At 72.6% G+C, this 21255-nt stretch carries 21 protein-coding genes; 13 read left to right on the forward strand and 8 right to left on the reverse strand.

All coding sequences use genetic code 11. From position 1 onward, the window contains the following. Nucleotides 1–38 precede the first annotated feature (38 nt). Nucleotides 39–797, forward strand: a complete 759-nt coding sequence (locus ER308_RS17615; RefSeq protein ID WP_131156200.1) for a hypothetical protein — start codon at nucleotides 39–41, stop codon at nucleotides 795–797. Between the two features lie 15 nt (nucleotides 798–812). Here ER308_RS17615 and ER308_RS17620 read toward each other — a convergent pair whose 3' ends face one another. After that, nucleotides 813–1316 carry a cupin domain-containing protein gene (locus ER308_RS17620; RefSeq protein WP_131156201.1) on the reverse strand — a complete coding sequence of 168 codons (504 nt, stop codon included), beginning with the start codon at nucleotides 1314–1316 and terminating at the stop codon, nucleotides 813–815. 83 nt (nucleotides 1317–1399) lie between these two features. On the opposite strand from ER308_RS17620, the gene ER308_RS17625 reads away from it, so the two are divergent. Beyond that, nucleotides 1400–2902: a leucyl aminopeptidase gene (locus tag ER308_RS17625; protein WP_131156202.1), complete on the forward strand. Its 1503-nt coding sequence runs from the start codon at nucleotides 1400–1402 to the stop codon at nucleotides 2900–2902. Nucleotides 2903–2988: 86 nt separating this feature from the next. On the opposite strand, the gene ER308_RS17630 is transcribed toward ER308_RS17625, so the two are convergent. Next, entirely contained in the window at nucleotides 2989–3171 is a 183-nt protein-coding gene (locus ER308_RS17630; protein WP_131156203.1) for a hypothetical protein, read from the reverse strand. Nucleotides 3172–3188: 17 nt separating this feature from the next. On the opposite strand from ER308_RS17630, the gene ER308_RS17635 reads away from it, so the two are divergent. Beyond that, nucleotides 3189–3980: a hypothetical protein gene (locus tag ER308_RS17635; RefSeq protein WP_131156204.1), complete on the forward strand. Its 792-nt coding sequence runs from the start codon at nucleotides 3189–3191 to the stop codon at nucleotides 3978–3980. Nucleotides 3981–4219: 239 nt separating this feature from the next. Continuing rightward, a complete protein-coding gene (locus tag ER308_RS21805) occupies nucleotides 4220–6184 on the forward strand; it encodes a hypothetical protein (RefSeq protein ID WP_165492215.1) in 1965 nt (654 codons plus the stop codon). Between the two features lie 21 nt (nucleotides 6185–6205). Here the strand turns inward: ER308_RS21805 and ER308_RS17645 are convergent, their stop codons facing one another. The 3 genes from ER308_RS17645 to ER308_RS17655 form a co-directional block, all read right to left on the reverse strand. Further along, nucleotides 6206–8203, reverse strand: coding sequence for a GGDEF domain-containing protein (locus ER308_RS17645; protein ID WP_131156205.1), 1998 nt, complete (start codon nucleotides 8201–8203; stop codon nucleotides 6206–6208). Between the two features lie 77 nt (nucleotides 8204–8280). Then, a complete protein-coding gene (locus ER308_RS17650) occupies nucleotides 8281–8721 on the reverse strand; it encodes an EVE domain-containing protein (RefSeq protein WP_131156206.1) in 441 nt (146 codons plus the stop codon). Nucleotides 8722–8742: 21 nt separating this feature from the next. After that, nucleotides 8743–9414 (reverse strand): O-methyltransferase, encoded by a 672-nt coding sequence (locus ER308_RS17655; protein ID WP_205745704.1) that lies wholly within the window; start codon nucleotides 9412–9414, stop codon nucleotides 8743–8745. A gap of 211 nt (nucleotides 9415–9625) precedes the next feature. Between ER308_RS17655 and ER308_RS17660 the strand changes: the two genes are divergently transcribed. The 5 genes from ER308_RS17660 (at nucleotide 9626) to ER308_RS17680 (ending at nucleotide 13329) form a co-directional block, all read left to right on the forward strand. Next, nucleotides 9626–10306 carry a sigma-70 family RNA polymerase sigma factor gene (locus ER308_RS17660; RefSeq protein ID WP_131156207.1) on the forward strand — a complete coding sequence of 227 codons (681 nt, stop codon included), beginning with the start codon at nucleotides 9626–9628 and terminating at the stop codon, nucleotides 10304–10306. Continuing rightward, on the forward strand, nucleotides 10299–10841 hold the full coding sequence (locus ER308_RS17665; protein ID WP_131156208.1) for an anti-sigma factor family protein: 543 nt from the start codon (nucleotides 10299–10301) through the stop codon (nucleotides 10839–10841). Before ER308_RS17660 ends, ER308_RS17665 begins: the two co-directional genes overlap by 8 nt. 235 nt (nucleotides 10842–11076) lie before the next feature. Further along, complete coding sequence (locus ER308_RS17670; RefSeq protein WP_131156209.1) at nucleotides 11077–12348, forward strand: S1C family serine protease; 1272 nt, start codon at nucleotides 11077–11079, stop codon at nucleotides 12346–12348. 12 nt (nucleotides 12349–12360) lie between these two features. Then, nucleotides 12361–12702 (forward strand): Sec-independent protein translocase subunit TatA/TatB, encoded by a 342-nt coding sequence (locus ER308_RS17675; protein ID WP_131156210.1) that lies wholly within the window; start codon nucleotides 12361–12363, stop codon nucleotides 12700–12702. A 6-nt stretch (nucleotides 12703–12708) separates the two neighbouring features. Further along, on the forward strand, nucleotides 12709–13329 hold the full coding sequence (locus tag ER308_RS17680; RefSeq protein WP_205745705.1) for a phosphatase PAP2 family protein: 621 nt from the start codon (nucleotides 12709–12711) through the stop codon (nucleotides 13327–13329). On the opposite strand, the gene ER308_RS17685 is transcribed toward ER308_RS17680, so the two are convergent. Both ER308_RS17685 and ER308_RS17690 read right to left on the reverse strand, forming a co-directional pair. Further along, nucleotides 13326–14447: an Mrp/NBP35 family ATP-binding protein gene (locus tag ER308_RS17685; RefSeq protein ID WP_131156211.1), complete on the reverse strand. Its 1122-nt coding sequence runs from the start codon at nucleotides 14445–14447 to the stop codon at nucleotides 13326–13328. The two genes, ER308_RS17680 and ER308_RS17685, sit on opposite strands and share 4 nt — an antisense overlap. A gap of 58 nt (nucleotides 14448–14505) precedes the next feature. Then, nucleotides 14506–16935: an ATPase, T2SS/T4P/T4SS family gene (locus tag ER308_RS17690; RefSeq protein ID WP_165492216.1), complete on the reverse strand. Its 2430-nt coding sequence runs from the start codon at nucleotides 16933–16935 to the stop codon at nucleotides 14506–14508. Nucleotides 16936–16965: 30 nt separating this feature from the next. On the opposite strand from ER308_RS17690, the gene ER308_RS21810 reads away from it, so the two are divergent. Together ER308_RS21810 and ER308_RS17700 are read left to right on the forward strand one after the other, a co-directional pair. Next, nucleotides 16966–17733 (forward strand): hypothetical protein, encoded by a 768-nt coding sequence (locus ER308_RS21810; RefSeq protein WP_165492217.1) that lies wholly within the window; start codon nucleotides 16966–16968, stop codon nucleotides 17731–17733. A 177-nt stretch (nucleotides 17734–17910) separates the two neighbouring features. Beyond that, entirely contained in the window at nucleotides 17911–18915 is a 1005-nt protein-coding gene (locus ER308_RS17700; protein WP_165492218.1) for a DMT family transporter, read from the forward strand. Here ER308_RS17700 and ER308_RS17705 read toward each other — a convergent pair. Next, nucleotides 18907–19335 carry an NUDIX domain-containing protein gene (locus tag ER308_RS17705; protein ID WP_205745706.1) on the reverse strand — a complete coding sequence of 143 codons (429 nt, stop codon included), beginning with the start codon at nucleotides 19333–19335 and terminating at the stop codon, nucleotides 18907–18909. The two genes, ER308_RS17700 and ER308_RS17705, sit on opposite strands and share 9 nt — an antisense overlap. Nucleotides 19336–19492: 157 nt before the next feature. On the opposite strand from ER308_RS17705, the gene ER308_RS17710 reads away from it, so the two are divergent. Together ER308_RS17710 and ER308_RS17715 are read left to right on the forward strand one after the other, a co-directional pair. Next, nucleotides 19493–20500, forward strand: coding sequence for a PHP domain-containing protein (locus ER308_RS17710; protein WP_131156216.1), 1008 nt, complete (start codon nucleotides 19493–19495; stop codon nucleotides 20498–20500). Then, nucleotides 20494–21093 carry an FHA domain-containing protein gene (locus ER308_RS17715; protein WP_131156217.1) on the forward strand — a complete coding sequence of 200 codons (600 nt, stop codon included), beginning with the start codon at nucleotides 20494–20496 and terminating at the stop codon, nucleotides 21091–21093. Before ER308_RS17710 ends, ER308_RS17715 begins: the two co-directional genes overlap by 7 nt. Nucleotides 21094–21255: the final 162 nt, after the last annotated feature.

Consider the following 21255-nt stretch of genomic DNA (forward strand, 5'->3'; position numbering starts at 1 on the left):
GCACCCCGTTCCCGCGTTTCGACGGTACCGTGGCCGACGTGCGCAAGGTGGCGGTGCTCGGTGTGCTCCTGGGCGCGTTGGTGGTGCTCTCGGCGTGCGGGACCGCTGCGGTGGACGACTCGCGGGAGGCTGGCAGCGGCCTCGAGCTCACCGGCGACGTCGACGGGGCCCGTGTGACGGTGAACGACGGCGCGCCCGAGCTCGTGGTCGGCGACTGCAGTCCCCGATTCGGTCCCGGCACCGACGTGTGCGCGATCAGTCGGGCCGTGGGCGGCGAGGTGTTCGTGCTCTCGATCGAGAACCCCGAGGTCCTCGAGGTCGGGGACACGCTGGACGTCGCGGCTTCGGACTGCCGTGGGCCGACGTGTGACGACGTGACCGAGCACGCGGTCATCGACGTCCAACTCGGCGCCAACGACCGTGTCCGCGCGCAGGGCGGAACCCTGCGCGTCGACGTCGTCGAGGAGTTCCGCCGCTACGCGGGCAGGCTCCGACTCGAGCTGCCCGACGGCAGGCTGTCGGGTTCGTTCGACCTCGTCCCGCTCCCCGACGATCGCGGCAGGCCCCCGGACCCGGATCAAGCCGACCCGGATCAAGCCGACCCGGATCAAGCCGACCCGGATCAAGCCGACCCGGATCAAGCCGACCCGGATCAAGCCGACCCGTCGGATCCGGCCGACCCGCGCGAGCAGGACGAACCGCCGGAGGCCCCCGACGGCGAGGGGCAGGGTGATGACAGCCCGCCCGAGGCGCCCAGCGAGCCGGGCGAGCCGGTGCCCGAACCCGACGACGGGTAGCTGCGTCGTCGCTCGTCAGCCCGGCCCGCCGAGGACACGGCGGAGACGGTCCAGGAGCCCGACCCGCGGTCGCTCGCCACGGTGCACCGGACGCGCGATGGGTCCTTCGGCCAGCAGCGGCAGGTCCTCGGGCGGGCTGGCGGTCGCGTGCAGGAGCAGGGGATCCGCGGCGTCGTTGCGCAAGCCGTGGGTCACGCCCGCCGGAACCAGCAGAGCGTGCATCGGCTCGAGGGTCACCTCGGCGTCGCGGGTGACGACCCAGGCCCTGCCCCCGAGCACGGTGTAGACGACGTCGGCGGACGGATACTCGCGGGCTCCCACGTGCTGGCCAGGTTGAAGGCATACGAGGTCGAGCGCCATCACGTCCGTGGTGAACACGCGCCGGCCTCCGGGGCCGTCGTCGGCGAAGTCGACGTGGTCGCGCAGGTCCGCGAGCACCGGCCGGGTCGGGGGCGTGGCGGCGGGCTCGGGTGCCTCGTCGGCCCGAGGCTGCTCCCCCGGTGGGTGCGGGTCGACCATGTCGCCATGGTACGGCCCGCTCGCGGCGCCACGCCGCTCCCGCCGGACTAGACTGCGCGGTCGTCACCGGATGAGGAGCCAGCATGCCGACGTTCGCGTTCCGCAAACAGGCGCCCGAGGCCGCCGTCGTCGCCACGGTCGTGGTGTTCGCCGTCAAGGGCGAGGACCAGCCCGAGCTCGGAACCGACGCGCAGGCGCTGGGGCGCGCGCTCGATGTCAACCTCGACAGCGAGCTGGAGGCACTGCACTACGACGCGAAGCTGGGAGCCGTCGCCCGGATCCCGACCCGTGGCAAGGCGAAGGCCCCGTTGGCGCTCGTCGTCGGGCTCGGCTCGACCCCCGACGCCGGTGCGCTCCGCAAGGCGTGCGGTGCCGCGGCGCGGGCAGCGTCCAAGGACGAGGACCTCGCCGTCGTCGTCCCCGGTGACCTGTTGAGCGACGACGTCGGCGCGGCCGCGCGCGCCCAGGCGGTGACCGAGGGGTTCGCGCTCGGCTCCTACGCGTTCACGACCTACCGCACCAAAGCGCCCGAAGCACCGGGCCTGGGCGAGGTCGTCGTCCTCGCGGGGGAGGGGCTCAAGCCTGCCGAGATCAAGAACGGCATCAGCGCGGGCGAGGTGACGAGCGAGGCGGTCTGCCTCACCCGCGACCTCGTCAACGAGCCTCCGGCCGGCAAGCGTCCGCCCGCGTTCGCCGAGCACGCCCGCCAGCTCGCCAAGGACGCGGGCTGCAAGGTGACCATCCACGACGAGAAGGCGCTGATCGCAGGTGGGTTCGGGGGGATCCTCGGGGTTGGGCAGGGCTCCGACGAGCCGCCGCGGCTCGTCGAGGTCTCGCACGCTCCGCGCGGCGCCAACCGCCACGTCGTTCTCGTCGGCAAGGGCATCACGTTCGACACGGGCGGCGTGTCGCTGAAGCCGACGAGCGGCATGGCGACCATGAAGATGGACATGGCCGGCGCCGCGACCGCGCTCGCCACGGTGATCGCCGCGGCCCGCCTCGGGTTGAAGGTCAAGATCACCGCACTCCTGCCCCTGGCGGAGAACATGGTCTCCGGCGACGCCTACCGCGTGTCCGACGTGCTCACCCACCGGGGCGGCAAGACCGTCGAGGTGATGAACACCGACGCGGAGGGGCGGCTCGTGATGGCCGACGCGCTCGCCTACGGCGCCGAGTCGGAGCCCCACGCGATGGTCGACATCGCGACGTTGACGGGTGCCCAGCTCGTCGCGCTGGGTGGCAAGATCGCCGGGCTCATGGGCTCGGACGACGAGCTGCTCGCCGCACTCGAGCAGGCCGCCGACCAGGTCGACGAGGGACTGTGGCGACTGCCGCTGCCCGAGCAGTACCGCGAGCACCTCGACAGCGACGTCGCCGACCTCAAGAACACCGGCAAGGGGCGTGAGGCCGGCACCATCGTCGCCGGGCTGTTCCTCAAGGAGTTCACCGCCGGGCGTTCCTGGGCGCACCTCGACATCGCCGGGCCCGCGTACGACGAGAAGGGCGACGGCAAGCTCGAGGGCAAGGGTGGCACCGGCATGGGCGTGCGCACCCTGCTGCGCTGGCTCGAGACCCAGGCCGCATGACCCTCACCGCAGGGGAGACGGCTCGCGGGGCGTTCCCGGCCGTGCGCGCCGGCCGATCCCGCGACCGCCTCGCGGCCGACGAGCCGTCACGCGACGCTGGGGGCATGGATGCGCTGTCCCGGCTCGAACTCACGCAGCGCGGTCCCCGCGATCGCCGCACCGCCCGCGGTCGCCGCGGCCCTTGCGCCGCCCCCGGTCACCGCGGCCGCTGCGCCGCCCGCGATCGTCGCGGTCCCTGCGAGGTCGGCTGCGCGCTCGACGCTGACCACCGTTCCCGGAGGCCGCGGTGAGCGGGCCCCTGGGGGTGGTCGCGCTGCTGCTGGCACAGACCGCCGTGGGTGCGCTGGTGGTCCTGTGGGGCATCGGGGCCTGGGGCGCGACCCGGCGAACGTTCATCCATCTGACCGGCATTGCGGCCACGTTGGCCGCCTGGGGCGCCTGGGCGGCGGGACGCGCCGGGGTCGCCGAGGCGGCCTCCGGAGTCGGTGCGGCTGACGGGTTCGCGGCTGCGGTACCGGGTGCCTTGCTCGCGAGCGCGGGCGTGCTGACCCTCTGGCAGGGCGCGCTCATCACGGGCGAGAACGCCGTCAGTCGCCTCCTCGGGTATGTCGCGACGCTCGGAGCGGCCGCTGCGCTCGGGATCACCGCTGCGAGCCGGGGGGACCGCATCCTCCTCGCGGTCACCGAGGCCGGGCTCGGTGCGCTGTTCCTCGGTTCGACCCTGCTCGGCCTGCTGCTGGGGCACTGGTACCTGTTCGAACGCCGGCTCACCAACCGCTACATGATCCGCAGCGCCCGTTGGTACGCCGCCGGGGTCGTGGCGGGAGCTGCGGCGGCGGGTCTGAGCTCGCTCAACCCGGCGCCACCGCTCGCCGGGTTCAGCCCGTTCCTGGCCGTCCCCGGATTCTCGCTCTGGCTGGCCGGCGGTCTCGTGCTCGTCTGCGCGCTCATCGCCGCGTTCGTGCTGAAGTTGGCCCACGAGGGCGGCCGCTCGATCCAGGCCGCGACCGGGTTGATGTACCTGGCGGTGATCATGGCGTTCAGCGCCGAGCTGTCGACGAAGTTCCGGTTCTTCTGACCCGTCGGGCCGACCTTTCGACGAGGAGCGTGCGCCAGACGGACACGCTCGTGTTACTCTGCGTAGTATCATGAGGTGGCTCGAAAACCCTCTGAAGGCTGCTCCCGGGGCGTGTGGTTTGTGTTCTGCCTGCGTACGGGGAAAGGGTCGTTTCACCGAGCCTCGCGGGGGCTGACTGCGTACCGTGAATCTCGGAGGAGCGGGTCAAGGCCGGGCAGCGGCGTGCCGATAGCGCGGGCATGGGAATCCGGCTGAACGCTCCGCTCCTGACCGCTGCTCTGTCGCTGCTGCTCGTGACTGCCATGGTTGTGGCGGTCAGCGGGTTCGGCGGCCTGTTGAGCTTCCCGACCGCCCGGGTCGAGCAGATGGTGGGCTCCCCACAGCTCGACGCCGCGCAGGCGCCCCTCGGGGACGAGGGACCCGAGCCCACGACCCACGCAGGGTCGAACTCTGAGGACGGCTTCGCCCTGATCCCGCCCGATCCCGACGCGGATGCCGCAGGGCCCGCGGTGATGGACGAGTCGTCCGGCGACGACACCAGCGCCGGGGACGGAGGCGACTCCCAGGATTCGAGCGGTTCCTCCGATGGGGGTGGCGCGTCCGGTGAGGCGACCGCCGACGCCGCCTCCGCCGGGGCCAGCGGTGGCTCGGGCGACATCGCCGACGCCTCCCAGGGATCGGGCTCGCAGGGCGGTGGCGCGTCGGATTCCGGTGCAGGCGACGGCGGCGCCGACGCCGGCACTGACGACGCCGGCACTGACGACGCCAGCGAGGGCGAGAGTGCGCCGGACGGGCCCGGCCCGGTCGTCGTGGAGCCCCCCGAGGGCCCGCGGCCACCGGCATTCGGGGCCGCCTCGACCGGTGATGATGCCTCGAAGCTCGCCGCGACGCTGCGCGAGGAGCTCGCCCAGGCGGAACGTGACCGCGAGGACACCGAGGACGGCGGCTCCTCCGATGACGCCGAGGAGGACAGCGGCTCGGACGGCGGCAGTGGTTCGGACGGCGGCGGTGGTTCGGACGGCGGCGGCGGTTCGGACGGCGGCAGTGGTTCGGACGGCGGCGGTGGTTCGGACGGCGGCGGCGGTTCGGACGGCGGCAGCGACTCAGACGGCGGCAGCGACTCGGACGGCGGCAGTGGTTCGGACGGCGGCAGCGACTCGGACTCGGGAGCCTCCGACGAAGGCGGGGACGAGGACAGCGGCCGGGAGGCCGAGAACGCGGACGACGAGGATGCCTCGACCGCCGCGGCCGCTACCCCACCTCTGCCCGAGGGCGAAGAGCCCCCCGAGTGGTGGGACGAGCTCGACGAGGACGAGCAGCACGGGGTGACCGAGCTCATCGAGACCGACGACGAGTGGCGCGAGTGGTGGGAAGAGGGCGTCGGGACCCCCGAGCAGCCCGAGGACGACGACGGCTCGGACGAGGACGGCGACAGCTCGGACGAGGACGGGTCCGAGGAGGACGACGACGGCTCGGACGAGGCCGGTAAGGACGACGAGGACGACGAGGACGGCTCGGACGAGGACGGGAAGGACGACGAGGACGACGGCTCGGACGAGGAAGGCTCGGACGAGGACGGCTCCGATGAGGAGGACGGCTCGGACGAGGATGGCTCGGACGAGGACGGCGATGGCTCGGACGAGGACGGCTCCGATGACGAGGACGGCTCCGATGAGGAGGACGGCTCGGACGAGGATGGCTCGGACGAGGACGGCTCCGATGAGGAGGACGGCTCGGACGAGGATGGCTCGGACGAGGACGGCGATGGCTCGGACGAGGATGGCTCGGACGAGGATGGCTCGGACGAGGACGGCTCCGATGAGGAGGATGGCTCGGACGAGGAGGGCTCCGATGAGGAGGACGGCTCGGACGAGGATGGCTCGGACGAGGACGGCGACGGCTCGGACGAGGACGGCTCGGACGAGGACGGCTCCGATGAGGAGGACGGCTCGGACGAGGATGGCTCGGACGAGGACGGCGATGGCGACGGGTCCGAGGACGGGTACGGCGACGGACCCGAGGACGGCAAGGACGACCAGGACGAGGACGGCGACGAGTCGAGCGACGACGGCGACGGAAACGGCGAGGGCGACAACGCACAGGACGACGGGAACAACGGCAACGAGGACGACGCCGCCCGCGAGTCCGAGGACGAGAAGGGCACGGACGAGGACGATGACGACGCGGACGCCGACGGCGAGTAGGAGCGTCGACGAGCCGGAGGGCTAGGCGTCAGGTCCCGTCGTCGGCCTTTCACCCGTCCCTTCGCCCACCGGCGGGGGCGTGGCCGTGATCACCCGGTCGCGCCCCCGCCGCTTCGCGTCGTAGAGGGCCTGGTCGGCTCGGCGCAGCAGGTCGTCGGACGGCTCCTGCGGGTCCCGGGTCGCGATACCCACCGAGCAGGTGACGGACAGCTCGAGTTGGCCGTCGGGATCGTTGTTCCCCCCGCGCACCCGAACCGGGGTCGCTGACACCGACTGCCGGACCCGTTCACCGATCACCTGTGCGCCCGCCGTGTCGGTCTCGGGCAGCAGGACGATGAACTCCTCGCCGCCGGCTCGCGCGACCAGATCCGACGTGCGGCAGGAGTCCGACAAGCGTCGAGCGACCTCGACGAGCACGGTGTCGCCCGCGTCGTGCCCCCACACATCGTTGACGTGCTTGAAATGGTCGAGGTCGACGGTCAGTACGCTGAGTTCGCGGCCGTGGCGGTCGGCGGCGCTGCACTCCCGCGACAGCGTGTCGCGGAGGGTGCGAATGTTCGCCAACCCGGTCAGCCCATCAGTGGCTGCTTGACGCTGCGCCTCCGCGTGTCGGTCGACGTGGTCCAGCGCAACCGAGGCGTGGGAGCTGAAGCTCCGAAGGATCGCGACGTCGCGGTCGTCGTACGGCTGCGAGGCATCGAGACGCCAGACGGTCAGCGTGCCGCGGACCCCGCCGTGCCGACGGAGGGGGACGCACAGCGCCGCGCCGTCACTGGCGTCGCTGTGGATCTCGTCCTGCGGGTCCGGTAGCCGGGAGGGCCGTCCCGTCGCGTAGACGTGCTCGGCGAGGCGCCGCAGCGGCCCGGCGAGGTCCACGTCGGGAGTGAACCCATGTGTGTACGGGCGAAGCTCGCCGTCCTCCACGAGCAGGACCTCCGCACGGTCCGCTGCGAGGGCCTCTTCGGCCGAGGACGCGATGACGTCCAGTACGTGCGACAGGTCCAGGCGTGCCGCGAGGCTCTGCCCGACCCGGTCAAGGGAGGCGGCGAGCGCGTCGCGCGACTCCTGGACCTCGGTGAGCCGCTGCGATAGCTGCGTCGCCATCTGGTTGAGGGCGGCGGAGAGCTCGCGCACCTCGGCTGGCCCGCGATCGTCGGGCGCTCGTCTTTCGAGGTCGCCGTCCGCCACGTCGCGCGCTGCTGCGGCGGCGGTCGCCAGTGGTCGCGTCAGCTGCCCGGCCAACAGCCAGGCCAGCACCAGGGCCAAGAGGGCCACCGGGGCCGCCACCGCCGTCAAGGGCGCCAGGAGCCCCCCGGTGGTGGGTCGCTGGCTCCAGATCACCAGCGTGCCCTCCGTGGAGGTCGCGGTGGTCGCCGTCACCGCCGTGCCGTTGGCGCTCGTCTCCTCGACCTCGCCGAGCGGCGGCAACGACGCGGGCGGGGTGGCGGTGGCCGCGACGACGCTGTCGTTGCGGACCAACCCGAAGTCGACGGTGGTGCCGGTGGTGAGCTCCGTGGCGGTGACCGGGTTCGCCGCGGCCACCCAGCCGAGCGTCTCCAACTCGTCGTCCTCGCGGGTCTGCACCTCGCGGCTGGCGTGCGAGACGCCCGGCACCTGCTCGCCCGCGACCACCGCCTCCGCGAGCTCCTCATCGGTGGTGTCGGGCAGCGAACCGGCGGTGGCCAACGGCCGACCGTCGGGGGCGACGACCACGAGGACGTCAGCGCGCTCGGGCACGCGGCCGTCGGCGAGGTCGTCGATCAGCTCCCCCAGGGCCTGTTCGTCCGCATCGGCCAGCGCCTCGGCGCCCTCTTCGGCCACGAGCAGTTCCGCCGCGTCGGAGGTGAGATCGCCGACGCGCGTTGCCCTCGCGTCGGTCGCGACGACGATCGCGTCCGCAGCGGTGACGAGTTCGGCCTGGGCACGCTCCGCGACCTGCTGGTCGAGCCGCTGTCCGAGGAGCGTCACGCCCAGCACGACCGGGACCAGCGAGATCGCCACGAACACGGCGGCGAGCACCCCGCGGATTCCTAGGACGCGACGACGCTCGTTCGGCATGTGGGCGCTCGCAGCCGCTCAGGTCCCGGACGGGGACGTCACGAGGCCTGCTCCTCGAGCGCCGCCTTGACGACCTTGTAGTCGGCCTCGGGCCACTCCCGGATGTTTCCTTGAAAGGCGAGTTTCCAGTTCTGCTCGGGCCAGCGCTTCACGAACTCGAGCTCCTCGTAGAGGTCCTCGGCGGGCACCCAGCGCTCGGGGTCGGTGATCGCGACCTCGGGGCTGATGTGGAACCGCCAGGGGTAGTCCTCGCCGGGCTTCGACTCCCAGATCGGCTCGTGGTCCTCGAAGTACTCGCTCGTGACCTCGGCGGTCGCGCCGAACGCGACGTGCTTCGTGATGTAGTAGACGACCTTGTCGCCTGGCTGGATCTGCTCGGCGGTGCGCTGGCGGCGGGACTTGATCCCCTGCACCGTCCAGCCGAGTTCTGCGGTCCTCGCGAAGTTGTCGGGGCTCGTGGTCAGGCACCAGATGCGCATAGGGACTCCTAGGACACGGGCTCATCGCGGCGGGACGGCGGCGTCCGCATCGTCCTCGGTGTCCGGGTGGTAGGCGGCGACGAGGATGCCGTCCCCCAACGGGAGGATCTCCCCGTGCAGCGCCGGATCATCACGTATCTCGTCCACGAGTGCTCGTAGCCCCAGCGTCTCGGGTTCCTCGGCGGCTGGATCCGCGACCCGCCCCTCCCAGAGGACGTTGTCGGCCACGATGAGCCCTCCGGGCCGGAGCAGGCGGCGCGCGTGAGCGAGGTAGTCGGGGTACTCGCTCTCGAGGGCGTCGAGGAAGACCAGGTCGTAGTTCCGGTCCGCCAAGCGTGGCAGCACCTGCAGGGCGGGGCCGAGGATCGAGCGGACACGGGCGGTCACGCCGGCCTCGGCGTAGGCGCGGCGGGCGAGCTCCTGGTGGTCGGGCTCGGCCTCGATCGTGGTGAGGACCGCGGTGGGGCTGGCCCCGGCCAGCAGCCACAGCCCGCTGTAACCGCCGCCGGACCCGATCTCGACCATGCCTCGCGCCGGGTGGACGCCTGCGAGGAACCGCAGGAAGGTGCCGACCTCGAGCGGCACGGCGGGGATGTCCGCCTCCTCGCTGCGGGCGCGGGCCGCGCGCAACGGCTCGGTCTCCCCACCGGTGAAGCCGCGCAGCCAACCGCGTAGCCGCTCCTCGATCTGCACCCACACCCCCTTGGATTAGCGGTGATCGTCGCGCCGTGTCAGCGCCCGTCACGGGGCGGCAGACTCTACATCGCGGTGCTGTCGCTCGTCGCCCGTACAGGCGAGCAGCCAGGGGAGGGACCCGCCCTCCGGGCCGCTCGAGGCGGTGCCCACGGGGCGCGCGTATGCTGGAGGAAATCGGCGGTCGCCGCCAATTCGGAGGAGCGTGGCGATGAGCGGCCAGGAGGAGGCGCCGGACCCCGCGTCGGGGGCGTCCGGGGCGGTCGAGCCCGGTACCGCGGCGCTCGCCGAGCCGTCCGTCCGCGAGGACCCGCGACCGAGCTGGGACGAGGTCGCCGAGACCTACGGGCCGCGGGTGTACCGGATGGCCTACCACCTCACCGGCGATGCGGACGAGGCGGCGGACCTCGCTCAGGACGTGTTCGTGCGGGTGTACCGGAACCTGCATCGCTACCGCCCGGGCGCGTTCGACGGTTGGCTCTACAAGATCGCGAAGAACCTCTTCCTCGATCGGGTGCGCCGACGGCAGCGGGTACGCATGCAGGCCTTCGGCGAGGACGGGGGCGAGGCCACTCCGAGTGGCGAGCCGGGACCTGCCGACGTGGTCGAGCGCCGCACGCTCGAGGCGCGGCTCGAGAGCGGGCTCGCGGCGCTGCCTCCCGAATGGCGGCTGGCGGTCGTTCTCTGCGACATCGAGGGCCTCGCCTACGAGGAGATCAGTCGTGTGACCGGATGGCCGGTCGGCACCGTGCGCTCGCGGATCCACCGCGGGCGCCGGCGTCTGCGCGAGCACCTGGAGGCGTCCGGGCCGCAGTCGTCCGAAGAGCCGGCTGCCGGCGCGTCGGCTGGTTCAGCGTCGGCTGGTTCGGGGGAGGGATCGCCGGATGCGTGACCGGTGCCCCAGCGAGGAGCAGCTCTCCGCCCGGCTCGACGGCGCGGTCGCCTCGTCGACCGCGCAACGGCTCGACGCACACGTCCGGAACTGCGGCGACTGTCGCGCCTGCCTCGAAGGTCTCCGCGCCGTTCGCGACACGCTGCGCAGCCTGCCCCCGCGGCAGGTCCCACCCGAGGTCCTGCGCAACGCAGCGGCCGCGGGCGAGCGGGCCGAGCTCCACCGCAGCCATCGGGTGCACGCAGGGGTCGTCGCCGCAGCGCTGGTGGCGGCGGTCGTTGCCGGGGCGGTCGTCGAGCAGCACCTCGTCGTCGGTGGTGACCGGGATATGCCTGCCGACCTCATGGAGACCCGACAGGAGCCCCACGGGGACGTCGAACTCCTGCGTGCCGCGGGCGTCCGCTCGGTCAGTGCGACAGGGACGATCCTGCGGTCGCCCGAACGTTCGGAGGTCGAGCCCGCGACGGTCGAACCGGTGCAGGTCGACGAGCTCGAGGCCGACGATGCGGCGCCCGTCGGGGCGGGCGAGCCCTGAGCGTTCACGCCGGGCCAACACTGAGCGTTCACGGCGGGCCAGCACTGAGCGTTCACGCCGGGCGAGCGGCAGAGCGTTCACGCGCGGGGAGCGGCACACTGTCGGCACGAAACCCGCGAACTGTCGACACGAACCCGCCACGTGGACGCCGTCGGGTGCAGCCCGCTCGAGTGGCCCCGCCCGGTCCAGCCATTGAGTCGTTGTTCGGGGTGTCCAGGGTGTTGATGGAGACACGATGAGAGGCGCAGCAAGGCGCACGCCGGCCGACGAGGTGTATCCGGCGATCCCCGCGGTCTCACGGAGGCGTTCCCGAGCGGCGACCGTGACCGGCGTGGTCGCCGCGAGCTGTGTCGGGGCGCTGGTGGGTGGCGGCCTCGTGCTCGCCGTCGCGGCCACCGCCGGGGATACGATCGGACTCGGCGGCGAGACGCCCGCGCCCGTTCCGCAGACCACCGTGGAGCCGCCGCCCGGCGAGGGTGACGACGCCGATTCCGACCGGATCGCCGACGTGGCCGAGGCCGTGCTGCCCGCCGTCGTCAGGGTCGACATCGACGGCGAGGAGGCCGACCAGCAGCCCGACCGTGGGCCCGACGACCCGAGCGGCAACGGTTCCGGGGTCATCTACGGGGGCGAGGGCCACATCATCACGAACAACCACGTCGTGGAGCCGGCCGACGACCTCACCGTCGTGTTCGCCGACGGTTCGCGGGAGGAGGCCGAGGTCGTCGGCACCGACCGCTTGAACGATCTCGCGGTCATCCAGGTCGACCGCGACGACCTCACCGTCATCGGCATCGGCGACCAGTCGGCGTTGCGGGTGGGACAGCCGGCGGTGGCGGTCGGCAGCCCGTTCGGGCTCGAGGGATCGGTCACCAGCGGCGTGATCAGTGCGCTCGATCGCGGAATCGATGTGCGGGGGCCCGGCGGTGCCCCCCTGACGCTGCCGCAGGTGATCCAGACGGACGCACCGATCAACCCGGGGAACTCGGGCGGTCCCCTCGTGGACCGGCACGGCCAGCTCATCGGCATCAACTCAGCCATCCTGACATCCGGACAGCCGGCGAACGCGGGTGTCGGCTTCGCGATCCCGGTGGACACCGTCGTCGATGTGGCCGACGAACTCATCGCCGAGGGGCGGGTCACGCACCCGTTCATCGGCATCGAGGGCGCGACCCTGTCCGTCAGCGAGGCCGAGGAGCTCGGCATCGACGGGGGAGCGGAGATCAGCGAGATCGTCCCCGACACTCCGGCCGCCGAGGCCGGGCTCCAGTCGGGCGACGTGGTCGTGGGTCTGGGCGACGACACCATCCTCGCGATGGAGGAGCTCGTGACCAGCGTGCTCGAGTACGAAGTCGGTGAGGCGGTCGAGGTGCACTTACTGCGTGACGGGGAGGAGGAGACGGTCGAGGTCGTGCTGGCGGAACGCCCCGGCGACGACGAGCTGGGTTCGACCGACCCCGAGCTCGAAGGGCCGGAGGATCTCCCGGACGACGAGTTCGAGGACTGAGGTGTCCGAACGATGAGCCCGTGGGAGATCGGCACCCTCGCGCTGTTGGCCCTGCTCATCTTCGGTCCCGACAAGCTCCCGCAGATGGCTCGGACCACGGCGCAGACGATCGGTCGGGTGAGGCGCGAGGCCCGGGAGACGCTGGATGATCTGCGCAAGGCCAGCGAGATCGATCAGCTGCGCCGGGACGCGGGCATCGACGAGCTACGGGACGCGGCTCAGGAGCTGCAGGGGGATGTCGATGACGCCCGGCAAGAGCTCGACCGTGCGGCGCTGACCGGATCGGACACCGGCAGCTCGCGCTCGCGGGTGCCCGACGACGAGCCGCCGCCCTACGATCCCGACGCGACCTGAGCCCGCGTGCACATCGCTCCGGAGCGGCGGTCGCGCCGAGCGGCCGGGAGGGTGCTCGTCGGGGCCGCGGTCACCGCCGTCGCGTGGAGATCGCTGGGGCTGCGATCCGCTCAGCGTCTCGATGTGCGCCTCGGCGACGCCCTGCGCGCTCGGCGCCGACCGGGCCGGCGGGCCGACCGGTGGGTGGTTGCCACCACCGACCTCGGATCGCTCTACGCGGTGGGTGGCGCGTCGGCGACGCTCGCCTGGCTCGGGCGGCGGGAGGCCGCGGGCGACGTGGCCGGGATCGGCCTGCTCGCGTGGGTGGTCGGGCAGCGCACGAAGCGGTTCGTGCGTCGGAAGCGCCCCTACGAGGCTGACGGTGTCCGGCGCTTGATTCGGCCACCCACCGGCTCCTCGTTCCCGTCCGGGCACGCGGCGGTCGCCGCCGCCGTGGCGGAGGTACTGGCCGACGAGGTCCACCCGCTCGGTCGGGTCGCGCTCCGGGGGGTGGCCGGCTACGTCGCGGCCTCGCGGGTCGACGTGGGGGTGCACTACGCCAGCGACGTGCTCGGCGGCGCGGGAATCGGGATCGCGCTCGCGGGGTTGTGGCGCCTCGTGCCGCCAGGGCGCTGGCGCCGCGCCTAGAACTGCAGCGGCAGGCTCTTGCCGACCAGGGACGACTTCTTCTTCACGAGGCCGTCCGCGATCTCGCTGATGCGCTGCGACGCCGGCGCTTCGGGGTCGCTCAGCACGAGCGGACGGCCGTCGTCGGCGCCCTCGCGGAGCCGCGGGTCGATCGGGATGCTCCCCAGCAGGTCGGTGCCCAGTTCGGTGGCGAGCAGCGCGCCGCCACCTTCCCCGAAGATCGCGTACTCGGTGCCGGTGTCGGGCGCGACGAAGGTGGCCATATTCTCCACCACCCCCGCGACTCGCATGCCGGTTTGCGCGGTCGTCTGCCCCGCACGCAGCGCGACGCGCTGCGCGGCCTGCTGCGGTGTGGTGACCACGAGCATGTCCGCGTTCGGCAGCATCTGCGCGAGGCTGATCGCGATGTCGCCGGTGCCGGGTGGTAGGTCGCAGAGCAGGAAGTCGAGCTCGCCCCAGAAGACGTCCGCGAGGAACTGCTGCAGTGCGCGGTGCAGCATCGGTCCCCGCCAGATCACGGGCTTCTCCTCGTCGAGGAAGAAGCCGATCGAGATCACCTTCACCCCGTGACCCATCAGCGGCAGGACCATGTCCTGCAGTGCGATCGGCTTGCCCTCGACCCCGAGCATCCGGGGAATCGAGTACCCCCAGATGTCGGCGTCGAGGATCCCGACGCGCTGACCGCGCTCGGCCAGGGCGACCGCGAGGTTCGTCGTGAGCGAGGACTTGCCCACCCCGCCCTTGCCGCTGGCGACGGCGAAGACCTTCGTGTCGCTGTCGAGATCGTTGAAGGGGATGTGCGGCTCGCCCCCTTGTTGACCCGAGCTGCCCGCCTGGGGGCGGACCTGCGAAACGACCGCGGCCGTCTCCTCCTCGCTCATGACGTCCCAGGCGACCTCGGCGCTGTCGACCCCCGGGACCGCGGCGGCCGCCTCGACGACCCTTGAGCGCAGGACCTCTGCTGCCGGGTAGCCGACGACCGGGAGCCGCACGTCGATGATCGCCCGCCCATCGTCGAGGCGGACACCGTCGACCATCGCGAGCTCCCCGAGCGGGCGGTCGAGCAGCGGATCGTGTAGCTCGGCGACGGCGCGGCGCACCTCGTCTTGGTTCGCCACCGGGAGATCCTTTCGGCTACGGGCGGAAGCCGGATCGTACCGGTGGGTTTCGTGAGATTCAGCCGGAGCCGGGGGAGGCGCCGAGTTCGGCCAGCAACCGCTCGGCGGCCTCCACGTGGCGAGCTCTGCGACGCGTCCAGCTCTCGCCGTCGGCCGCCCCGTTGCCTGCCGCGGTCTCGCCGTCGGCCGCCCCGTTGCCTGCCGCGGTCTCGCCGTCGGCGGTCGACCTGTCGTCCGCGCGGTCTGCGTCGTCGTCGGGGTCTGCGGCCGCGTCGGGGTCTGCGTCGTCGTCGGGGTCTGCGGCCTGGTCGGGTCGCTCGTGCGGGAAACCGGGATCCTGAATCGCCGATTCGCGATCCGCTCGGGCGGTCACGACCGCTGGGGGCGCGGTGGGCTCGTGGTCCATCCGTTCCCCTCGGTCGACTCGTTCCTCCCCGTCGACTCGTTCCTCCCCGTCGGCCCGTTCCTGCGCCACGGCAGCGCCGGCCGGCGCGAGAGAGCTCGCAGCTCGTGAGTTCACGGCGGACAACGAGCTGTCTCCCGGGGCCGCGTGAGGGACCTCGTGGGCGCCACCGCACGACTCGCCACACGAGGGGCACACCTTCCACGCGGGGTGCAGCTCCCGCTCGCACGCGTCGCAGCGCAACGGGCGGAGGTCGGTGCTGCACCACGGGCACCAGGCGAAGTCCGGCTCCACGCGCTGTGCACATCCCGGGCAGGTGCCGTCGCCGTCGCCCGTACCGCTGGGAGCGACGCGGAGGACCTCCTCCAGGGTCGTGACGCCCGCGGCGGCCAGTTCCACGCCGTGCTCGCGAACGGTTCTCAGGCCGGCGAGCCGCGCTTGCTCGCGGATGGCGGTCTCGGATCCTTCGTTGGCGATCAACTCCCGCACCGCGGTGGTGACCGGCATCATCTCGAACAGCCCGACGCGCCCGCGGTAGCCGCTCCAGCCACACTGGCCGCATCCGGCGCCACGCCGCAGGCGCGCGTCGCGCAGCTGTGCCTCGTTGATCCGCAGCGTCTCCAGCAGGCCGGGATCGGGCTCGGCGGGACGCGCGCAGTGGGCGCAGACCCGCCGCACCAGCCGTTGGGCGACGACGAGGGTCAGAGCGCTCGATACGAGGAAGCTCGGCACGCCGAGGTCGCGCAGGCGCGACACGGCACCGGGTGCGTCGTTCGTGTGCAGGGTCGAGAGGACGAGGTGACCGGTGAGCGCGGCCTGCAACGACAGCTCGGCGGTCTCCCCGTCGCGGATCTCGCCGAGCATCACCACGTCGGGGTCCTGCCGCAGCACGCTGCGCAAGGACTTCGCGAACGTGAGGCCGGCCTTGGGATTGATCTGGGTCTGGTTCACCCCGCCGAGCCGGTACTCGATCGGGTCCTCGAGCGTGATCACGTTGTGGGTCTCGCGCGCGATCTCACGCAGGAACGCGTACAGCGTCGACGTCTTGCCCGACCCCGTGGGGCCGGTGACGAGGACGAGACCCTGGGGCGACTCGATCGCGCTGTCGACGAGCGCCCGGTAGGCGCGATCGAGGCCGAGGTCGTCGAGCTGGAGCTGCTCGTCGCCCTGACGCAGGAGCCGGAGCACGAGCGTCTCGCCGTGCATCGTGGGCATCGCGGAGGCCCGCACGTCGATCGGCTCGCGGTCGACGCGGGCCTGCCAGCGCCCGTCCTGGGGGAGTCGGCGCTCGGCGATGTCCATGCCCGCCAGCAACTTGAGCCGGGAGATCAGCGGCGCCGCCGAGGCCGCGTTCACGTGCGTCACCGGGCGCAGGACCCCGTCGACGCGGATCCGCACGTTCGCGCCGGTGCCGTCGGGCTCGACGTGCACATCGCTCGCGCCCGCCCGCACGGCCTCGGAGAGGACCTGGTCGCCGAGGCGCACGATCGGTGCGTCGTGGGCCGACGCGTCGGCGACCTGATCGGCCTCCTCCTGGGTGGGGGGAGTGGTCTCCTCGAACTCGTCGAAGTCGCTCGCCGTGTCCAGCATCGCGTTGCGGCGGCGGGCTTCCTCGGCGACGGCGGGGGTCGCGATGACGGGGCGCACCTCCCGCGCGCCGGTGCTCGTGGCGAGGTCGTCCAGCGCGATCACGTCGGTCGGATCGCTCGTCATGACCACGAGCGTCTCGCCCTCCCAGCGCAGCGGAAGGACGCTGTGGCGCTGGGTCACCTCCCGGGGGACGCCGTCGACGCCGGTGTGTGCGTCCGCAGGCACTTCCGAGGCGAACTCCAGGTTGAGCTGCGCTGCGAGCGCGGACGCGATCTCCTCCTCGGTCGCGAGGCCGAGGCGGACGATCACCGTTCCCAGCCGCTCGCGACGGTCGCCGGTGGCACGCTCCGCCAGCGCCTGCTCGAGCTCGCCGTCCTCGATGACACCCGCGTGGAGCAGGATCTCGCCGAGGCGTCGACGATCCCGCCCTTGTGACCCGCGTTCGTTCGGTCGGCTCGAGGGGATGGCTGCGTGGGTGTTCGTGTCATTCGTCACGTGCCTCCCGTCGGTAGGCTCGGGCGCGTCTTGATCACTTCGCCACCGATTGCCCGCGCCCGTCGGATCGGCCTCGCCGCAGTCGTCGGGTGCGTCCTCCTGCTCGCCGGCGGCTGTGCCCTCGATGCCGAGCTGCGCATCGCCGTGGGTGCGGACGGAGGAGGCGAGCTCGCCCTGGAGCTCGGCACCGACGAGGCGTTGCGTGATCTCGCCGAGGGCGCGGGACTCGACCCGCTCGACGAGGTCGCCGAGGCCGCGGAGGAGGCCGGTTGGCGGGTGGAGCGGGAGGCCGGCGGCCTCACCGTCCGGACCGAGGGCGACAGCGCCGAGGAACTGACCACCGAGGCGGCCGCGTTCGTCGACGCGCTGGCAGCTGCCGAGCTGGTCCCGCTGCGCGCCCCGGCGGTCGCGATCACCGAGGAGCAGGTCGAGGTGACGGCGGACGCGTCGCTCGCGCCGACCGAGCGGGTGGACGAGCTCGGTCTCTCGGTGGACGAGGCCGCGGTGCTGCTGGATGCGCACGTCGACTACGCGGTGGAGGTGGCGCTGCCCGGCGAGGTCCGCGAGGCGCCCGGGGCCGACGAGGTCGCCGGGGGCACGGCCCGATGGGAGGTCCCCGCCGGGGAGTCGGTCGCGGTCCACGTCACGGGGGACATGCCGCAGCCGTGGCCGCCGCCCGAGCTGGTCTGGGCGATCGGCGGCAGCGTCGGCGGGCTCGTGCTCGCCGGGCTGGTCGTGTGGTGGTGGCGCCGTCGACGCTCGGGTCGCCGGGGCTCGGCCAGGCGGGTCGCGTCGTGAGCAGGTGGGTCGCGCCGTGAGCGCCGGGGGTCGGCACGTCGTGCGGCGCTTTCGCCCGAGCGTCGGGTCTCCGCACCGGTCGGGGGCGAGGCGATGAGCACCGGGGACCCACGGCCGGGACCTGATCGCTCCGGGGGGTCGTGCTCCGGACCCGAGCACCCCGGTGGCTCACGGCCTGTGGGCGGCGCCCGTCGGCGTCCGCTCGCGGCCTTCCTGCCCGCTGCGGTCGTGCCGATCGGGCTGGTCGTCGGGATCATCGCGGTGTCGACGAGCGCGATCCTGATCCGCTTGGCCGACGCTCCCGCCTTGGCGGTGGCGTTCTGGCGGGCCGCGCTGGGAGCCGTGGCCTTGGCGCCGGCGGCGGCGCTGGCGTGGTCGCGGCTGCCCCGACTGGACCGTCGGCAGGTCGCTCAGCTGGCGGCGAGCGGCGTGCTTCTGGCGGTCCACTTCGCGTTGTTCATCGGGTCGCTCGACCACACGACGGTGGCGAGCGCGACGCTGTTCGCGGTGATGTCGCCGCTGTTCGTCGGGATCGGGCAAGCGGTGTTCCTGCGGGAGCCGCCGGGCCGACGTGGCTGGCAGGGGATCGCCATCGCGCTCGCGGGGGCGCTGGTCGTCGGGCTGGACGGTCTCCTCGCCGAGCCCGTCGCGCCGGGAGCGTCGCGGGTGATGGGCGACGTGATGGCGTTCGCCAGCGCGGCCGCCATCGCGGGATACCTGCTCATCGGCCGGTCGGCGCGTGTGCGGCTGCCCGTCTCCGCCTACGCGAGCGCGGTCTACGGGGTCGCGGCGGTGGTGCTGCTGCCCGCAAGCCTGCTCACCGGCGCGAGCCTCGGCCTCGGGGGGCTGCGTGTCGGCGGCGTCGAGCCGTTCGCGGGTACGGGCGATCCGTACACGGCGGCCACCTGGTGGGCGATCGTCGCGATCGTTGTGGGCCCGCAGTTGCTCGGCCATACCGTCTTCAACGCCTTGCTGTCGCGGGTCCCTCCGGTTGTGGTGTCGGTGGCCGTCCTGGCCGAGCCCGTCGGGGCGGGGGTCCTCGCGCTGTTGATCTTCGGCGAGGTGCCGGGGTGGCTCGTCGTCGCCGGCGCGCCGTTGCTGCTGGCCGGCGTGTGGCGGGCGACTCGCGCGGAGGCCGAGCCCCCCGAGGGCCTCGGGTCGGCGGATGTTGGGTCAACGTAGGCGGTCCAGCACCGCGTGGCTGCGCAAGAACTCCCGCAACCGCGGCACGAGCTCGTAGCGCTCGAGACCGGCGCGGTCGACCCACTCCACCGCGTCGGCGTCGTCGCCGGCTGCGGCCGCGTCGGGTTCCTCCGCGACGACCCAGTGGTTCAGGATCACGTAGTGGTAGCTGGGTCCGCGCCGTTCCGCGAGCCCGCAGAGCCCGAGGACCCGCACCGCGAGGCCGGTCTCCTCGTGCAGCTCTCGAGCGACGCCCTGGGCCAGCGACTCGCCGGGGTCGAGCCGCCCGCCGGGCAGCGACCAGCGACCGGTGGCCACTCCACGCCCGCGCTGCACGAGCAAGAGCCGCTGCCGGTCGATCGCGACACCTCCGACCGCGACCTCGGGCCGTGGGGGGTCGTTGTGGGTGGGCTCTGGCACGAGTCGGGCCTCTCCTCGGTGATAGCGGGTCGAGCATGGCAGGGGGTCCTGACCGATGGGCCAGGGGGCGTACCCCGTTGGGGCGCTGCCCGGCGGGTCCGATTTTCCCCCGGGGAGGGGCCCCACGACGGGCCCCTTGCGGTAACGTGCCGGGCACATGTTCGACCTGCACACGCACACGATCCACTCTGACGGGCGGACCCGCCCTTCGGAGAATGCGCGGCTGGCGTGGCAGGCGGGGCTGTCCGGCGTCGCGGTCACCGATCACGACACGGCTGCCGGCTGGCCGGAGGCCGAACGCGCGTGCCACGAGCTCGGGCTCGAGTTCGTGCCCGGGATCGAGCTGTCCGCGGAGGATCCGCAGGCCGGCGGTCGCTCGGTGCACATCCTCGGCTACTTCGTGGACGCCGAGGATCCTGCGTTGGCTGGCGAGTGCGCGCGTCTGCGGGGAGAGCGCGAGGCTCGGGCCGAGCGGATGGTCGAGCTGTTGCACTCCCACGGGATCGAGCTGACCTTCGCGCAGGTGCGGGAGTTCGCCGCCGACGCGCCCATCGGCCGGCCGCACGTGGCCGAGGCCTTGGTCGCGGTCGGGGCGGTGGCCGATACGCAGCAGGCCTTCGACCGGTGGCTCGCCGAGGGGCAGCCCGCTTACGTCGACAAGCACGCGGTCACGCCGGAGGACGCCGTGGCGCTGATCCGGGGGGCCGGCGGCGTCGCGGTCCTCGCGCATCCCGGTCTCGACCGCGCTGAGCCGGTGCCCGAGGATCCCTCGGATGACGACGTCCTCGTTCGGCCCTGGGAGGGCGCTGGTTCGCGGTCGCCCGCCGATGTGGCACCGGTGGGATCCGAGGGATCGTCCCGAGGGCAGCCGTCGGCTGGTTCGCCGGGATTGTCGCTCGACCTGTTGGATCGACTGACCGTCGCCGGGCTCAGCGGTGTCGAGGCCGATCATGTCGCACACGAGGAGGTTGCGCGGCGCCGTTGGCAAGCTGCCGCCGTGGCGAGGGGGCTGCTCGTGACCGGGTCGAGCGACTTCCATGGCAGGTACGAGGACGAGAGGATCGGCAGCGCCGCCACGTCGGTGCGGGTCCTGTATGCGTTACGGGATCGGGCCGCCGACCGCCCGGTCGATGCGCTTCGGACGGAGGGGAGCACGCCGTGGTAGGACCTGCGAAGCGACTGACCCCGCAGCCCACGTTCGTCGTGACGAGCGAGGGTGATCTCAAGGGCAAGACGCTGGTGGTTGACGATGACGAGAAGGTCATCGGCCGTCGGGATGCGAGCGACATCGTCCTGCCGGAGTCGCACGTGAGCCTCACGCACGCTCGCGTGCAGCGCCAGAAGGGTGCGGTGTTGCTGGAGGACTTGGGCTCCACGAACGGGACGTTCGTCAACGGGGAGCCGTTGACGACGTCGCGCGCGTTGCGACACGGCGACGTCGTGATCTTCGGGGGTGTCGAGACCCGGTTCGAGGATCGGGGTTCGCAACTCGCGCGCGAGGACTCCACCGAGGCGATGGAGATGCCTCGGCCCGAGGAGATCGAAGAGGAGGAGATCCCCGTCCTCTCGCCACGGCAGGCGGAGGTGTTGCGTTATCTTCGCCAGGGCCTCACCAACCCGCAGATCGCCCAGAAGCTCGGGGTGACCGAACGCACGGTGAAGGCTCACTGCCAGGAGGTCTACGACCGGCTCGGGGTGCCCAACCGCACTGCCGCGGTCGACGCGGCCCATCGCCTGGGACTGCCCGACGGGGACTGACGGGGTCGACGCGGCCCGTCGCCTGGCACTGCCCGACGGAGATTGACGCCGTCGGTCACTCCCGCGAATGGGGCTGGAGGCGCTAGGGTGTGCGCTGCGGGTCGCCGAGGCCCCGCCCTCCATACGACCGCTCGGAGGCTCCTTACCGCAGTAATGGGTCCG

The organism is Egibacter rhizosphaerae, from assembly GCF_004322855.1.
GTDB lineage: Bacteria > Actinomycetota > Nitriliruptoria > Euzebyales > Egibacteraceae > Egibacter > Egibacter rhizosphaerae.

Bases quoted from the DNA above. Each gene is read 5' to 3' on its own strand.
- ER308_RS17675 (WP_131156210.1), top strand. From the start codon at position 12,361: ATGAGCCCGTGGGAGATCGGCACCCTCGCGCTGTTGGCCCTGCTCATC.
- ER308_RS17710 (WP_131156216.1), top strand. From the start codon at position 19,493: ATGTTCGACCTGCACACGCACACGATCCACTCTGACGGGCGGACCCGC.
- ER308_RS17670 (WP_131156209.1), top strand. From the start codon at position 11,077: ATGAGAGGCGCAGCAAGGCGCACGCCGGCCGACGAGGTGTATCCGGCG.
- ER308_RS17660 (WP_131156207.1), top strand. From the start codon at position 9,626: ATGAGCGGCCAGGAGGAGGCGCCGGACCCCGCGTCGGGGGCGTCCGGG.
- ER308_RS21805 (WP_165492215.1), top strand. From the start codon at position 4,220: ATGGGAATCCGGCTGAACGCTCCGCTCCTGACCGCTGCTCTGTCGCTG.
- ER308_RS17665 (WP_131156208.1), top strand. From the start codon at position 10,299: ATGCGTGACCGGTGCCCCAGCGAGGAGCAGCTCTCCGCCCGGCTCGAC.
- ER308_RS17620 (WP_131156201.1), bottom strand. From the start codon at position 1,316: ATGGTCGACCCGCACCCACCGGGGGAGCAGCCTCGGGCCGACGAGGCA.
- ER308_RS17650 (WP_131156206.1), bottom strand. From the start codon at position 8,721: ATGCGCATCTGGTGCCTGACCACGAGCCCCGACAACTTCGCGAGGACC.
- ER308_RS17625 (WP_131156202.1), top strand. From the start codon at position 1,400: ATGCCGACGTTCGCGTTCCGCAAACAGGCGCCCGAGGCCGCCGTCGTC.